The sequence below is a fragment of the Rhizobium sp. FG113 genome, from assembly GCF_057809895.1.
In genome coordinates this window covers 299,805-315,502 of sequence record NZ_JBMDKV010000004.1, presented here as the reverse complement: position 1 = coordinate 315,502, position 15,698 = coordinate 299,805, and the positions used below count along the sequence as shown (strand labels likewise).

At 63.0% G+C, this 15,698-nt stretch carries 12 protein-coding genes; 5 read left to right on the top strand and 7 right to left on the bottom strand.

The annotated features are described in order from the left end of the window. Window positions 1-61 precede the first annotated feature (61 nt). From ACODTZ_RS14580 to ACODTZ_RS14570, 3 genes are all read right to left on the bottom strand, one after another. A complete protein-coding gene (locus ACODTZ_RS14580) occupies window positions 62-3,178 on the bottom strand; it encodes an efflux RND transporter permease subunit (protein WP_111561046.1) in 3,117 nt (1,038 codons plus the stop codon). Further along, a complete protein-coding gene (locus tag ACODTZ_RS14575; RefSeq protein ID WP_489026531.1) occupies window positions 3,175-4,443 on the bottom strand; it encodes an efflux RND transporter periplasmic adaptor subunit in 1,269 nt (422 codons plus the stop codon). Before ACODTZ_RS14575 ends, ACODTZ_RS14580 begins: the two co-directional genes overlap by 4 nt. A gap of 210 nt (window positions 4,444-4,653) precedes the next feature. Further along, the gene (locus ACODTZ_RS14570; RefSeq protein WP_489026529.1) at window positions 4,654-5,442 is read right to left on the bottom strand and encodes an SDR family oxidoreductase; all 789 of its coding nucleotides are present in this window, start codon (window positions 5,440-5,442) and stop codon (window positions 4,654-4,656) included. Between the two features lie 255 nt (window positions 5,443-5,697). On the opposite strand from ACODTZ_RS14570, the gene ACODTZ_RS14565 reads away from it, so the two are divergent. The 3 genes from ACODTZ_RS14565 to ACODTZ_RS14555 all read left to right on the top strand — a co-directional run bounded on the left by ACODTZ_RS14565 (window position 5,698) and on the right by ACODTZ_RS14555 (window position 8,632). Next, window positions 5,698-7,362, top strand: a complete 1,665-nt coding sequence (locus ACODTZ_RS14565) for an electron transfer flavoprotein-ubiquinone oxidoreductase (RefSeq protein ID WP_489026527.1) — start codon at window positions 5,698-5,700, stop codon at window positions 7,360-7,362. Window positions 7,363-7,372: 10 nt separating this feature from the next. Next, window positions 7,373-7,888, top strand: a complete 516-nt coding sequence (locus ACODTZ_RS14560; RefSeq protein ID WP_489026526.1) for a GNAT family N-acetyltransferase — start codon at window positions 7,373-7,375, stop codon at window positions 7,886-7,888. A 123-nt stretch (window positions 7,889-8,011) separates the two neighbouring features. Then, window positions 8,012-8,632 carry a L,D-transpeptidase gene (locus ACODTZ_RS14555; RefSeq protein ID WP_111561050.1) on the top strand — a complete coding sequence of 207 codons (621 nt, stop codon included), beginning with the start codon at window positions 8,012-8,014 and terminating at the stop codon, window positions 8,630-8,632. Between the two features lie 41 nt (window positions 8,633-8,673). Here the strand turns inward: ACODTZ_RS14555 and mgtE are convergent, their stop codons facing one another. Continuing rightward, complete coding sequence (mgtE, locus tag ACODTZ_RS14550) at window positions 8,674-10,050, bottom strand: magnesium transporter (RefSeq protein ID WP_112980829.1); 1,377 nt, start codon at window positions 10,048-10,050, stop codon at window positions 8,674-8,676. Window positions 10,051-10,369: 319 nt separating this feature from the next. After that, entirely contained in the window at window positions 10,370-11,383 is a 1,014-nt protein-coding gene (locus ACODTZ_RS14545) for a zinc-binding alcohol dehydrogenase family protein (protein WP_489026523.1), read from the bottom strand. A 103-nt stretch (window positions 11,384-11,486) separates the two neighbouring features. On the opposite strand from ACODTZ_RS14545, the gene ACODTZ_RS14540 reads away from it, so the two are divergent. Beyond that, window positions 11,487-11,894 (top strand): winged helix-turn-helix transcriptional regulator, encoded by a 408-nt coding sequence (locus tag ACODTZ_RS14540; RefSeq protein WP_489026521.1) that lies wholly within the window; start codon window positions 11,487-11,489, stop codon window positions 11,892-11,894. Here ACODTZ_RS14540 and ACODTZ_RS14535 read toward each other — a convergent pair. Next, window positions 11,865-13,082: an MFS transporter gene (locus ACODTZ_RS14535; RefSeq protein WP_489026519.1), complete on the bottom strand. Its 1,218-nt coding sequence runs from the start codon at window positions 13,080-13,082 to the stop codon at window positions 11,865-11,867. The two genes, ACODTZ_RS14540 and ACODTZ_RS14535, sit on opposite strands and share 30 nt — an antisense overlap. A gap of 300 nt (window positions 13,083-13,382) precedes the next feature. Here ACODTZ_RS14535 and ACODTZ_RS14530 point away from each other — a divergent pair, with 300 nt between their 5' ends. Next, window positions 13,383-14,327, top strand: coding sequence for a diacylglycerol/lipid kinase family protein (locus ACODTZ_RS14530; protein WP_489026517.1), 945 nt, complete (start codon window positions 13,383-13,385; stop codon window positions 14,325-14,327). Here the strand turns inward: ACODTZ_RS14530 and ACODTZ_RS14525 are convergent. Continuing rightward, window positions 14,324-15,676 carry a glutamine synthetase family protein gene (locus ACODTZ_RS14525; protein WP_489026516.1) on the bottom strand — a complete coding sequence of 451 codons (1,353 nt, stop codon included), beginning with the start codon at window positions 15,674-15,676 and terminating at the stop codon, window positions 14,324-14,326. The two genes, ACODTZ_RS14530 and ACODTZ_RS14525, sit on opposite strands and share 4 nt — an antisense overlap. Window positions 15,677-15,698 lie beyond the last annotated feature (22 nt).

The window sequence follows — 15,698 nt, the reverse complement described above, 5'->3', positions numbered from 1 at the left end:
CTGTCTTATTCAAGACGCGTAAGCGCAAAATGAAACGGGCGCCGATGGGCGCCCGTCTCGATCATTCCGCTGCGATGGCCCGGGCGGGCTCCTCGTGTTGCTCTTCTGTCTTCTTCCGCCCAAGGCTGAGCAGCCAGTCGCTGAGCCGTCCCATCTCGACGAAGATTACGGGGGTGATGAACAGCGTCAGCGCCTGGCTGACGATGAGACCGCCGACCACGGCGATGCCGAGCGGCTGGCGAAGCTCCGAGCTCGCGCCCGAGCCGAGCGCGATGGGGAGCGCGCCAAGCAGTGCGCAGAAGGTCGTCATCATGATCGGCCGGAAACGCCGCACGCAGGCCTCGTGAATGGCCTCGGACGAGGTCATGCCGGTGCCGGATCGCAGGTTCTCCAGCGCCACGTCGATCATCATGATCGCGTTCTTCTTGACGATGCCGATCAGCATCAACAGGCCGATCAGCGCGATGATCGACAGATCGAAGTTCATCACCCTGAGCGCCAGAAGTGCTCCGAGTGCTGCCGCCGGCAGACCGGAGAGGATCGTCAGCGGATGGATGAAGCTCTCGTAGAGGACGCCGAGAACGACATAGATCGTCAGCACCGCAGCCAGGATCAGGAGAGGCGTGTTGCCCTGCGATTGCTCGAAGATCTGCGCCGTACCGCCATAGGACGTGAAGACGTCCGAGGGCATGTCGATGTCCTTCTTGATCTGGTCGATCGCAGCCGTCGCATCGCCGAGCGCTTCGCCGGCGGGCAGGTTGAACGATACGGTGGTCGAGACCAGCTGGCCCGTCTGGTTGATCGTCACGGGGCCGGTCGTGCGCTCGACCGTCGCGAAGTTCGACAGCGGAACGAGCGCGCCGCTCGAAGACGCCACGCGGATGTCCTGCAGTTTCTGGTCATCCCAGGGCGCATTGGTGTCGTACTCGACGAGCACGTCGTAGCTGTCTCCGGTGGACTGGATCTGGGCGGCCGCGTAGCCACCGAAGGATTCCTGCAGCGTCGTGCGCAGTTGATCGTCGGTGATGCCGAAGGCGGCAGCCTTTTCCGTGTCGACCTTGATCTCTGCTTGCAGCGCGTTGTTCTGCGCGTCCGATGTCACGTCGGTAAAGCGCGGATCGCCGTGCATTGCCTGCTGGATCTTGTTGGCCCAGAGGTTCGTCTGGTCGGCGCTCAGCGCCTGAACCACCAGCTGATACTGGCTGGCCGTCTGCCGTCCACCGAAGCGCAAGCTCTGCTGCGGTGTGATGAAAGCCTGCAGGCCGGGGATCTTGCTGATGCTGGCGCGCAGTTCGCGCAGCGTCTGGTCGAGTGGCGGCCGGTCCTTCTTGTCCTTCAGTTCGACGAACATCGTGCCATTGTTGAGCGGGCTGCGGGCATTGCCGCCGACGATCGACATGACGTGGTTGACCGCCGGGTTCTGTTTGACAAGCGCTGCCGCCTGGTTCTGCAGGTCCTTCATCGCCGGATAGGAGATATCCTGGCGGGCGCGGGTCGAGATGTTGAGGCGGCCGATATCCTCGGTTGGGAAGAAGCTCGTCGGCAGCGTCATGAACAGGTAGATGGTCAGTCCGACCGAGGCGAGGAACAGCCCGAGAATGGCCGGACGGTGCGCCAGACACCAGGCGACGGAACGGTCGTAGCCGCGCAACGTCCGCTCGAAGCCGGCATCGAACCAGCGAATGAAGAAAGGCGGCTGGCTGTGGCCGCTGCCGAGCCGCGAGGCGAGCATGGGCGTGACTGTCAGCGACACGATGGCGGATGCCACGATGGCGATCGCCACCACCATGCCGAACTCGTTGAAGATACGCCCGACGACACCGCCCATCAGCAGGATCGGAATGAAGACGGCGATCAGCGAGACGGACATGGAGATGATCGTATAGCTGACTTCGCCCGATCCCTTGATGGCCGCCTCGAGAACCGGCATCCCGTCCTCGACATGCCTCAGGATGTTTTCGAGCATGACGATGGCGTCGTCGACCACTAGGCCGACAGCGAGCGTCAGCCCGAGCAGCGAGATGTTGTCGACGCTGTAGCCCAGCACATACATCATGCCGAAGGTGGTGATCAGCGACAGCGGCACGGCAAGGCCCGGTATGATCGTCGCCGTCAGGTGGCCGGTGAAGAGATAGATCACGAGGACGACGAGGCCGATCGTCAGGAACAGCGTGAACTTCACGTCCGAGATCGCGTCGCGGATCGGCTTGGCCGAATCGTTCATCACCTGCGTCGTCACCGATCCCGGTATCTCAGCGTGCAGCGCCGGCAGCTTGGCATTGATCGCATCGACCACGGCAACCGTGTTGGCATCCGGCTGGCGCTGGATCGCCAGGATGATGCTCTGCTTGCCGTCGTACCAGCTGCCGGTGTTCTGGTTCTCGACGCTATCCTCAACGTCGGCGACATCGCCAAGATGGATCGGCGCGCCACCAGGATTGGCAATGACGAGAGTGCGGAACTGCTCGGCATTGGTGCGCTGCGTGTCGGCAGTGATCGTCATGCTCTGGCTGTCGTTCTGCAGCGTGCCGACTGGCACCTGGCTGTTGGCAGCCTGGATCGCCTTGTTGACCGTATCGATCCCCAGGCCACGGTTGAGCAGCTTGTTCGGATCGACCTCGACGCGCACGGCATAGGTCTGTGCGCCAAAGACCGAGACCTCGGCCACGCCGGGCAGGGTTGAAAGCGAGGGTGAGATGATGTTTTCCGCGACATCGTCGAGCTTGCTGCGCGGCATCGTATCGCTCTGCACCGCAAGCAACATCACCGGCGCGTCTGCCGGGTTGGTCTTGCGGTAGCTCGGCGGCGTCGTCATGTTGTCGGGCAGTTGCCGCGTCGCATGCGAGATCGCCGCTTGAACGTCGGCGGCGGCCGCATCGATGCTGCGGTTGAGATCGAACTGCAGTACGATGCTGGTATTGCCGAGCGAGTTGGTGGCGCTGATCTCGCTGATCCCGGGGATCGTTTCGAACTGCTTGATCAGCGGTGTGGCGACCGAGGTCGCCATGGTCTTCGGCGAGGCGCCGGTCAGCGCCGCCGAGACGTTGATCGTCGGGAAATCGACCTGCGGCAGGGCGGCCACCGGCACGAGCTGGTAGCCGGCGATGCCGGCAAGCACGGCGCCGATGGCAAGAAGCGTGGTGGCGACGGGGCGCCGGATACAGAAATTTGGTATCATTCTTCTGTGCCCGCCACGATGGTTTCCGTTGACTTCGGCTGATCCGCCGAGGCGACGTTGATCGCCTTGCTATCGAATTCTTCCTTCACGGCCTGCTTGTCGACGAGCTGCGCCTGTCCCTCGATGACCACATGGTCGCCTTCCGAAAGACCGGCCGAGATTGCCGTATAGCCGCCATTCGCGCGGGCGACGGTGACGGGCGCGAGCCGCACCTTTCCGTCGTTGACGACGAACGAGTAGAAGCCATCTGCGCCGGGGCTCACCGCCACCGTCGGCACGACGATCTGCTGTTCGTTGTTGTTGAAGTGCACGACGATGTTGACGGACTGGCCGGGCCAAAGCGCGCCCGATGCATTCTCGAATTTTGCCTTGGCGAGGATGGTGCCGGAAGCGGTATCGACAGTGTTGTCGTAGAAGCTGATATGCCCGGTGCGCGGCTTGCCCTTGCCCGATGGCGGCACGGTGGTCACGTCGACGGGGCCGGCTGCGAGCGCCAGCTTCAGCTGCCTGAGATCACGCTCTTGCAGGTGGAATTTCACATAGATCGGGTCATACTTTGCGATCGTCACGATCGTCGCACCTGCCGTCACGAAGGCGCCGGGGCTGACTGCGACGTCGCCAAGGCGGCCGTCGAAGGGCGCCCGGATGTCGGTATGTTCAAGCAGTACCTGATCGGAAGCGAGCGTCGCCTTGTCCGCCTGCACGGTGGCGACGGCGGTGTCACGCGCCGCCTTGGCCTGGTCGTAGGTCTGCTGCGTGCCGGCTTTCGACGTCAAGAGATCGGATGCGCGCGTGAGCGCCGTCTCTGCCTCGGCAACCGTCGCGGTATCGCGCACGATCATCGCGTTGTCCTTGTCGACCGCGGCTTGCGCCGTGCGGTTGTCGAGCTTGGCGATGAGGTCGCCTTGCTTGACGGTGGAGCCATCAGTGGCGATGATCTCGGTCACCAGCCCCTGTTCTTGCGCAGCAATCGTCGTGTTGTCGTCGGCGTCGGCCCAACCGGATGCCGTGACATCGCGCGGCAGCACCGTCTTAACGGCGGCCACGGTTTTCACCAGCGTCGGCCCGCCGCCCTTGCGCCCCTTGCCCTTCTGGTCGCCGCCCTGCTGTGCTCCATCGCCTGCCGCCTGCTTGCCGCCGGAAGCATCGGCCTGTGCGGTCGGTTTCGGTCCGAATTGCGAGAGATAGGGAATGCGATCCTTATAGTGCCACGCGCCGAAGCCGGCTGCGACAACAAGGCAGGTGGTGATCCAGAGTTTCTTCATGTTGATACCGGTCGGGGGCTGTTGAGTATGACTTATTCAACCACTTTTATTGCGGCACGAAAAAGACACAATCCCGACAGGGGCATCACTAAGTGGTTAGAATGGCTTAAATTTTCGTAATGTTCGCATATTCTAAAAAATGGGTGATCGCACAAATGTGACACAACCGCGGTCGGGCGCCAGCGGCTGGCGCCCGATTGTCGTTTGCGATCAGAGGGATCGCGCCGCGCCGCCATCGCAGCGCACGAGGCTGCCGGTGATATAGCTCGCCTGCTGGCTGCACAGGAAGGCGGCGGTCGCCGCGAACTCCTCCACCTTGCCGTATCGCCCGACCGGGATGGCCGCTTCCTTGACGACACGCACCTCTTCGATGCTCTTGCCCGTGCGCTTGGCGGCGGCGCCATCGAGATCGTCGAGCCGGCTTGTCAGGATGGAGCCTGGCAGCAGCAGGTTGGTGGTGATGCCGAAGCGGCCGATTTCGGTCGCCAGCGTCTTGCTCCAGCCGGCAAGCGCTGGGCGCAGCGTGTTGGAAAGCGCGAGATTGCCGATCGGCTCGATCACGCCTGACGACGCCACCGTCAGGATGCGGCCCCACCCCTGTTCCTTCATGCCGGGCAGCAGCGCGTTGGTGAGCGTGATCACCCGGAGCACCATCGAGAAGAAATAGGTCTCTAGTCGATCGGCCGTCATGTCCTCGGTGGTGCCGGGCGTCGGCCCGCCGGTATTGTTGATCAGGATGTCGACGCCACCGAGCTTGCTCTTGACGGCGGTCGTGACTGTCTCGACGAAGTTCTCTTCTGAAAGGTCGGCCCAGATCCAGTCGGCCTTGCCCTTGCCCTCGGCATTGATCGCCTTGCAGTTTGCCTCCAGCGTTTCGCCGCTGCGTCCGCACAAAAGCACATTGGCGCCTTCGCGCGCCAGAGCGACCGCGATGCCGTGGCCAAGTCCGCGCGACGATGCCAGCACGAGCGCGCGCTTGCCCTTGATGCCCAGATCCATTTTGAAGTCTCCTATTGTTCGCTCCGTTTATAGGGCGCGCGACGATCAAAAGGAAAGGCCGGCCATAGCTTGATCCGCTTCATTTATTGACGTTGACGTAAGCGGCATGTAGTTCTCTGGTGAAGAGGAATATCATTGCGCGAAATGGGGTATTGGCTGTCGTTTCCCGGCTCGACAATCCAGCCATGTTTTGCCAAGAGATAGCCTACACACGGGGAATTATGGCCGCAAAGCCGGCTGAGCGGAGAATGATGAATGACCGAAGCGACTGAACTGCCCGAACGCGAGAGCATGGAATTCGACGTCGTGATTGTCGGCGGCGGTCCTGCCGGCCTTTCGGCCGCGATCAGGCTGAAGCAGGTCAATCCCGAACTCTCCGTCGTCGTGCTGGAGAAGGGCGCCGAAGTCGGCGCGCATATCCTGTCGGGCGCCGTCGTCGATCCCATCGGCATCGACCGCCTGCTGCCGGATTGGCGCGAAGAGGCTGATCATCCCTTCAAGACCGAGGTCAAGGACGACCACTTCCTCTTGCTCGGTCCGGCCGGCTCCATCCGCCTGCCGAACTTCGCCATGCCGCCGCTAATGAGCAATCACGGCAACTACATCGTCTCGCTCGGCAACGTCTGTCGTTGGCTGGCGGGCCACGCGGAAGCCTTGGGCGTCGAGATCTATCCGGGCTTTGCCGCCACCGAAGTGCTCTACAACGACCAGGGCGCCGTCATCGGTGTCGCCACCGGCGACATGGGCATCGAGAAGAACGGCGAACCCGGCCCGAATTTTACCCGTGGCATGGAGCTGTTGGGCAAATATACGCTGATCGGCGAAGGCGTGCGCGGCTCGCTCGCCAAGCAGCTCATCGCCAAGTTCGACCTGCAGAAGGACCGCGAGCCCCAGAAGTTCGGAATCGGCATCAAGGAGCTCTGGCAGGTGAAGCCGGAGAACCATAAGCAGGGCCTCGTGCAACACTCCTTCGGCTGGCCGCTCGGCATGAAGACCGGCGGCGGCTCGTTCCTGTATCATCTGGAGGACAACCTCGTGGCCGTCGGCTTCGTGGTGCACCTGAACTACAAGAACCCTTATCTCTATCCCTTCGAGGAATTCCAACGCTTCAAGACGCATCCGGCGATCCGCACCACCTTCGAGGGCGGCAAGCGGCTTTCCTATGGCGCCCGCGCCATCACCGAGGGCGGTTACCAGTCGGTGCCGAAGCTGACCTTCCCCGGCGGCGCCCTGATCGGCTGCTCCGCCGGCTTCGTCAACGTCCCCCGCATCAAGGGCAGCCATAACGCTGTGCTCTCGGGCATGCTGGCGGCGGACAGGATCGCCGACGCCATCGCATCAGGCCGCGCCAATGACGAGGTCATCGAGATCGAGAACGAATGGCGCGCAAGCGACATCGGCAAGGACCTGAAGAAGGTCCGCAACGTCAAGCCGCTATGGTCGAAGTTCGGCACGGCCATCGGCGTGGCGCTCGGCGGTCTCGACATGTGGACCAACCAGCTCTTCGGCTTCTCCTTCTTCGGCACGCTCGGCCACGGCAAGACCGACGCCCAGTCGCTGGAGCCTGCTGCCAAGCACAAGCCGATCGACTACCCCAAGCCCGACGGCGTGCTCACCTTCGACCGGCTATCCTCGGTGTTCCTGTCGAACACCAATCACGAGGAAAACGAGCCTGTGCATCTGAAGGTCAAGGACATGGCGCTGCAGAAGTCGTCGGAGCACGACATCTTCGCCGGTCCCTCGACGCGGTACTGTCCTGCCGGTGTTTACGAGTGGGTCGAGAAGGATGGGCAGGAGACCTACGTCATCAACGCCCAGAACTGCGTCCACTGCAAGACCTGCGACATCAAGGATCCCAACCAGAACATCAACTGGGTACCGCCGCAGGGCGGTGAGGGGCCTGTTTATCCGAATATGTAAGGGATAAGCCATGAGCGCTACCCTTGAGATCAGGCAGGCGCGCTTGGAAGAATTGCCGCGCCTGACCGAGATCGAACTCGACGCCTTCGCGACATTGGCGGAGGCGTTGGGCATCTCCGACGCGGCGCATGCCTTGCCGCACGATATCCTGCGAAAAGCGCTTGAAGCCGGCCTGCTGATCGTGGCTGCAGACGGCGATGATCGCCCGGTTGGCTTCCTCGCGGCGGAAGAAATCCACGACACGCTCTATGTGATCGAGCTTGATGTCAGCACAGACTGGCAACGAAAAGGCGTCGGCCGGCGCCTGATGTCCCACGCGGTCGAAATGGCAAGGACACGTCGGCTCTCCGCGCTGACGTTGACGACGGACCGCTATGTCCCGTTCAACGCACCTTTCTACCAATCCATCGGCTTCGAAACGGTAGACGGCGAGGCCATGCCGCCATTTCTGCGGGCCAAGATCGATGACGAGGTCAGCAACGGCATGGATTCGGAACGGCGCGTGGCCATGCTGCTGCGGCTTTGAGGTGCGAGCAGCCACCTCACAACCTCTTAACGAATGCGTTACCGCAGGCACACGCTTAGCAGTTCATTAACCATAGTCTCCGTAACCTCGGTCTCATCAACCGAACGTTAAGGATCTGCTTCGATGTCGCTTTCCCGCCGTGGTTTCGTTCTGGGCGTCTCCGCGCTTCTCGCCGGCTGCGCTTCGAGCGGTCCCGATCATCGCGCCAACTACGCGGCCATTCCGGCCGAGAAGTTTCCGCTGCCGGCCATGCCGATCGACAAGATCGATCCGGAGCTTCGTCGCCAGCAGGTCAGCTACGCCTCGAGCTACAGCCCCGGCACCATCGTCGTCGATACGCCCGCCCGCCGCCTCTACTACATCCTCGGCGACAATCAGGCGATGCGCTATGGCGTCGGTGTCGGCCGGGAAGGGCTGGCCTTTGCAGGTGGCGCCTATGTCGGGCGCAAGGCCGAATGGCCGAGCTGGACACCGACCGAAAACATGCAGCGCCGCGAAGAGCGCTACCGCAAGCTCGCCGGCGGCATGCCGGGTGGACCGAACAACCCGCTCGGTGCCCGCGCCATCTATCTCTACCGCGGCGGCAACGACACGCATTTCCGTATCCACGGCACCAACCAGCCGCAGTCGATCGGTCTTGCCATGTCGAGCGGTTGCATTCGCATGCTTAACCACGACGTAATCGATCTCTACGAGCGCGTAGAGCCCGGCGCGCAGGTTGTCGTCATCCAGGCAACGGCCTGAACGACAATGAGAAACGGGGCCGATCGGCCCCGTTTTCCTATTTAAAGCAATGTGCCGCTGAGGATCAGCAGCGCCACCGAGAAGTAGATCACCAGCCCGGTCACATCGACCAGCGTGGCGACGAAGGGTGCAGACGCGCTCGCCGGATCGAGCCGTAGCTTCTGCAGCACGAAGGGCAGCATCGAGCCTGCGACCGAGCCGAACGTCACGATCCCGATCAGCGCCGCGAAGATCGTGAAGCCGACGAGAATCCAGTGCTCGCCATAGTCATAAAGCCCGACGTTCTGCCACAGGATGATGCGGGCAAAACCGACGGCGCCGAGGATCGAGCCGAGCACGATGCCGGTCGGCAGTTCGCGCAGCAGAACCCGCCACCAGTCGGACAGCTTCAGCTCGCCCAGCGCCAGCGCCCGGATGATGAGCGAGGTCGCCTGCGAACCGGAATTGCCGCCGGAGCTCATGATCAGCGGCACGAACAGCGTCAGCACGATCGCCTTTTCCAGCTCGCCCTCGAAATGCTGCATGGCGCTCGCCGTCAGCATTTCGCCGAGGAAGAGGGCGCAAAGCCAGCCGGCGCGCTTCTTCAGCATGCCGGCGAAGCTGATCGCCATGTAGGGCTTTCCGAGCGCCTCCATGCCGCCGAACTTCTGGGCGTCTTCCGTCTGGTCGGCGATCATCGTGTCGATCACGTCGTCGACGGTCACGATGCCCAGCATATGGCCGTTCTCGCCGATAACAGGCAGCGCCAGCAGATTGTGCTTGCGGATCAGCCGTGCCACGTCTTCCTGCGTCATCAGCGGATCGGCCCGAACGATGCCGCCCTGCTGGGCGACGCTCAGCACCGAGGCCTGCGGTTCGCCGTTGATAAGGCGACGCAGCGTGACGACGCTCGTGAGCGCCTGTGTCTCCACGTCAAGAACATAGATCGCATAGACGGTCTCGCGCGAACGCTCGACCTTGCGGACATGCTCCAATGTCTTCTCGACTGTCCATGTTGCAGGCACGCTGACGAATTCCGTCGTCATGATGCTGCCGGCCGTGCGCGGCGGGTAGCCCATGAGGTGCTGCACGGCGAGGCAGGTCGCGCGGTCAAGCTTGGAAAACAGATGCGCGCGCGCGGCCTCGTCCATTTCCTGGAACAGGTCGGCGACGCGGTCGTTGGCGGTGGCGTTCAATAGGCGCGCGGCTTGCTCGACCGGCATTTCGGTCAGCATCGCGGCGGCATGGTGCAGCTCCGGGCGTCCCAGTATGCGGACGGCCTTCTGCTGCGGCAGCGTGGCGAGGATAGCCGCTGCTTCTGGAATTTCGAGCGCGTTCAGACGCTCGACGCGTTCAGCCGTGGTGATGGCACCGAGGCTGTCGCTGGCAAAGAAACGGGCGGCATGGCCTGCCCGCAGAGGGAAGCGATTGATGTTCATATAGCTCGCCTTTCCGTCGATCCGCCGCAGCGTCCGACGGGCGAGCCCGATGGATATCGGTCAGCGCACGAAGGCCGCGTACGGCAAAGGCAATCGACTACTACTGTCGCTTGGCATCGTGAGATGGCTCCGTTGATATCCGCTCGGAACGGGCGTTCCGTGCGTGATGCTGTAGGTGGTCCCAAACGCTGAAAAAGTCAAGCGGGGTAGGTGGTTGCGGCGAGAAAGCCGCGCAGGCCGCGCGGCTTTCTTGGTAAGCGTGATGGATAAGCCGCTTCTTGTGCCGCAAAGCTCATCCATCAGGGTGAGCGGGCAGCGATCAGAAGCCTGCGAGCACCAGTTTGCCCTTGGTCTTCCCGCTCTCGATCATCGCATGCGCCGTCGTCAGGTTCGCCGCATTGATCACGCCGAGCGTTTCGTTCAGCGTCGTGCGGATGGTGCCAGCATCGACCAGGTCCGCGATCTTGTTCAGGAGCTTGTGCTGTTCGATCATGTCTGCGGTGTTAAAGAGCGGGCGCGTGAACATCAGTTCCCAGTGGATCGAGATGGCCTTGCGCTTGAATGGCACGATGTCGAGCGTCTTGGGGTCGTCGATGAGCGCAAAGCGGCCCTGCGGCGCGATGGCCTCGACGATATCCTGCAGATGATCGCTGGTGTTCGTCGTGGAAAAGATGAAGCCCGGTGCACCGATGCCAAGTGCTGCCACCTGCGCAGCGATCGGCTTCGAATGGTCGATCACATGATGGGCGCCGAGTTCTTTCACCCAGGCCTGCGTTTCCGGCCGCGAGGCCGTCGCGATGACGGTGAGGTCGGTCAAGGCGCGGGCGATCTGGATGGCGATCGAGCCGACACCACCGGCTCCGCCGATAATGAGGATGGCGTTGGCGGCGCCCGGTACGGCGTCCTGCACCTTCAGGCGGTCGAACAGCGCTTCGTATGCAGTGATCGAAGTCAGCGGCAGGGCAGCGGCGGCCGCGAAATCGAGGCTTGATGGCTTGCGACCGACGATGCGCTCATCGACCAGATGGAATTCGGCGTTGGAACCGGGGCGATTGATCGCGCCCGCATAGGCGACCTCGTCACCGACCTTGAACAGCGTAACCTCGGGGCCGACCGCCTTCACGATGCCGGCCGCGTCCCAACCGAGAACCTTGAACTCGCCGTCCGCGGGCGCCACGCCGATGCGGATCTTGGTGTCGACGGGATTGACCGAGACGGCCTTGATCTCGACCAGGAGATCGTGGCCGGTAGCCTCAGGCATCGGCAGGTCGACGTCGATCAGCGACGTCTCGGCGGAAATGGGCTGCGGGGTGGTGTAGGCGACGGCGCGCATGAAAGACTCCAGTGTTTGTTGCACGGATGCTAGATGCGTCTTACGTTGGACATCCGCAAGAATGCACAAATTCTGTACGTAGTACCCAAAAGGATACCGTCAAATGTCGTTGCCGAGAGACAAGCTGACCGAGAACTTCCCCGGATGCCCCGTCGAGGCGACGTTGAGTTTTCTGGATGGCAAGTGGAAGGGCGTGATCCTCTTTCACTTGATGGAGGGCACGCTGCGCTTCAATGAACTGCGCCGCAAGCTGCCATCGGTAACGCAGCGGATGCTGACTAAACAGCTTCGTGAACTGGAGGAATGCGGTCTGGTGTCGCGCACCGTGTTTGCCGTCGTGCCGCCGCGCGTGGATTACGCGCTGACGCCGCTCGGCAAGACGTTGAAGCCCGTCATCGCCGCCTTGGCAGCGTGGGGCGAGGAAAACATATCCTGCCGCCCCAGTGGCCGCCACCTCAGGGATGTGGCGGCCTGTGGAGGGTCAGCCGCGGCTGCGGCGGTCGAGGCGTAGCGAGGCCGCGAAGACGACGATGCCGAGCGCCGACAGGATCGCGCCGACATAACCCGTCGAAGCCGAGCCATAGCCCCAGGCGATGACGAGGCCGCCGAGCCACGCGCCGAGCGCGTTGGCGATGTTGAAGGCGGAGTGGTTGGAGGCGGCGGCCAGCGTCTGCGCATCGGCGGCGACATCCATCAGGCGGGTCTGCAGCGCCGGACCTGCCGCGAAGCCGCAACCGATCAGGAAGACGCAAAGGCCGAGCATGAACGGGCTGGAGGCGGTCAGCGAAAACAGCGTCAGCACGACGATGTTGAAGACCAGCGAGCCGCCGATCGTGCCCATGATCGACTTGTCGGCGAGCCACGAGCCGACGACATTGCCGGCGTTCATGCCGACGCCGAATAGCACCATCATGACGGCCACCATGCCGGGCTGCAGCATGGCGACATCAGTGGTCGTGTCGGCGATATAGCTGAACATCGCGAACATGCCGCCGTAGCCGACGGCCGCAATCGCAAGCGTCAGCAGCACCTGCGGGCGCTTGAAGGCACCGAGTTCGCGCATGAAGCTCGCACCCTCGGACACCTCATCGCGCGGCACGTAGTACCAGATCAGCGCCATGGTCAGGAGGCCGATCACGCCGACAGCGGTAAACGCGACGCGCCAGTCGAGCGACTGGCCGAAGAAGGTGGCGAGCGGTGTGCCGAGCAGCGTCGCGATCGTCAGGCCCAGCATGACGCGGCCAACGGCGCGGGCGCGCTTGTGCACCGGCACCATCGATGCGGCGACGATCGCGGCCACGCCGAAATAGGCGCCGTGCGGCAGGCCGGTGATGAAGCGCAGCACGGTGAAGCTCTCGAACGAGGGAGCCATGGCACTCGTGATATTGCCGACGGCGAAGATCCCCATCAGCAGCAAGAGCAGCGAGCGGCGCGCCATCTTGGCGGCCAGCACCGCAATCACGGGAGCGCCGATCACGACACCAAGAGCATAGGCGCTGATGACATAGCCGGCCTGCGGGATGGTGACGGAAAACGTGCCGGCGACATTGGGAAGCAGGCCCATGATCGCGAATTCGCCGGTGCCGATCCCGAAGCCGCCACAGGCCAGCGCCAGCTGCACGAGCGCGACCGCCATGGGCGAGGGCGCCTCGGAAACGGGGATGTCGGCGATGGAATCGTTTACGGCGACCTGGCTCAAGCGCGAGCTCCTTCGGGCATGCAATGGCTTGGAACAGTCGCGCAATGAAGTGTCACTGCCAGACGGACAAGCGGAAAATGAGGGAGATGGAGCGCCTGCTCCAACACGGTATTAATTTACGATTTGTCGGGAGCCGTCATGTGCGTTTTATGCAGCGCAGCATCCCGCCTGGCGCATACGTAGGCGGCGTGCCGGCTGAACGCGTGCGTAACGGCGTCATTTGACATGCCATCTGCTTGAAATTGCACGCACAGCAACCATTTCTAAGCAGCGCGTCAGCCGATGAATAACGGGAACTCGATGAAGCTTATAGGTTTTTTCAACCGCGATGGCGGCACCTTTCGCACGACCGACATGGAGGCGTACGAGAAGCATGCGGAACGGGTTTTCCGCGAAGCCGGCCATGATTTCGAGGCGGTGGTCTTTCCGGGCAAGGAGATCGTTCCGGCCATGGAGCGCGCCGCCCGCCGCGACGACATCGACGGCATCGTTGCCGGCGGCGGTGACGGCACCATCTCGGCGGCGTCCTCGATCGCCTGGAAGAACGGCGTGGCGCTCGGCGTGATTCCGGCCGGGACGATGAACCTGTTTGCGCGATCACTGCGCATTCCGCTCGATATCTGGCAGGCGCTCGATGTTCTGGCCTCGGGTGAGGTCGATCATGTCGACATCGCCAGCGCCAACGACCGCCCCTTCATCCACCAGTTCTCCGCCGGTCTTCATGCGCGCATGGTCCGCTATCGCAATTCCTACAGCTATCGGTCCCGGCTGGGAAAAATGCGCGCCAGTACCCGCGCGGCTTTTGGCGTCGTGCTCAATCCGCCGGAGTTCGAGGTCGAGTTCGAGGCTATAGGCATCAAGGAACGCCGCAAGGTCTCGGCCGTGTCGGTATCGAACAACCCCTTCGGCGAGAATGCGCTGCTTTACGCCGATACGCTGACATCAGGCGAACTCGGCTTCTACACCGCCAAGCCCTTGAAGCCATGGGGCGTGGCGCGGCTCGCCATCGATCTCCTGCGCGGGAAGGTGAGGGAAAACGCCGACGTGATGATCATGCACCCGGCCGAAGTGCATCTGCACTTCCCGAAGGTGCATTCGAAGGCCAATTGCGTCATGGACGGCGAGCTGTTGCCGCTCGCCCGCGACGTCGCGCTGAAACTGCATCCCGGCGAACTCAAGGTTCTCGTCCGACAAGGGCTCGCCGCCCAGGTCGACGAGACCGAACGCCGCGAGCCGACGTCTTAAAGACGCGGCAGATAGGTGCGGTAATCGAAGTCGGAAACGGTGCGAAGGTGCGTGATCGCCTCCTTCCGCTTCGTGTCACCGTAGAGCCTCTGGTAGGCCTCGCCGAAGACATCCGCGATAAACGGCGACGCCCGAAACGTTTCGACCGCCGTCAAGAAGTCATGCGTCAGCTTGGTGGTATTGTCAGGCATATGCGACGGCGTCGTCTCCTCGCCGGGGTCGAGCTCATTGTCGAGCCCGAGCAGCATGCCGCCCAAGATGGCCGCTAGCAGCAGATAGGGGTTGGCATCGGCACCGGCGACGCGGTGTTCGATGCGGGCCGCCGGACCATTTTTGTCGGGAATGCGGATGGCGGTGCCACGATGCCCGTAGCCCCAGGTGAGATCCACAGGCGCGAAGGAACCCGGCTGGAAGCGGCGGTAGGAGTTGGCGAAAGGCGCGAACACCAGCTGCGCATCGCGCATGCTTTGCAGCATCCCGGCGCAGACCGATTTCAGCTTCGTCGCCTCGCCACCCCCAGCATCGAGGATATTGCGTCCATCGCGGTCGATGATGCTGGCATGCACATGCAGGCCGGATCCGGCGTGATCCGAATAGGGCTTGGCCATGCAGGTGGATTTCAGCCCGTGCTTGCGCGCTGCCTGTTCCACGATCCGCTTCAGGTAGATGCAGTCGTCGGCCGCCGCCAGCGCGTCGGCGCGGTGCAAAAGGTTGATCTCGAACTGGCCGGGGCCGAACTCAGCCGTCGTCGCATCTGCCGGCAGCGCTTGCGCCTTCGCGTATGTGCGCACCGTCTGCAGGTAATCGTCGAGCGCATCGACGGCGCTCATGTCGTAGAGCTGGAAGCCGTTCGGATCGCCCTGATAGGTCAGGCTTGCCGGCGGCATCGGCCGGCCGGTCTCGCGCCAGTCGGGCGCCACCACGTAGAACTCGAGTTCCGTTGCGACAACGGGCGTCAGTCCGCGCTCGGCGTAGCGGTTGAGCACCGATTGCAGGATGGCGCGCGGGTCCATGAAGCTCGGCGTGCCGTCGAATTCATGCATGGTGGCGAGCACCTGGACCGAGCCCTCCGGCGCCCAAGGCATCGGCGCAAGACTGCGCCGGTCGGGAAGACAGTGTCCATCGGGATCGCCGACGGAGAGCGACAGCCCGGTGATATCGTCATTGTCGTCGCCCCAGATATCGAGCGACTGCGTGGAGGAGGGCAGGCGGACTTCGCCGGCCCATACCTTCTTCTGCGCCTCGAGAGGGATCTGCTTGCCGCGCAGGTCGCCATTCATGCCGACCAGCAGGATTTCGATGCGCGGATCGCCACCCGCAGCTTTGCCGTGCATGTTGTCGCTCGCCATGATCTTGAAAATCCCCTCGGAC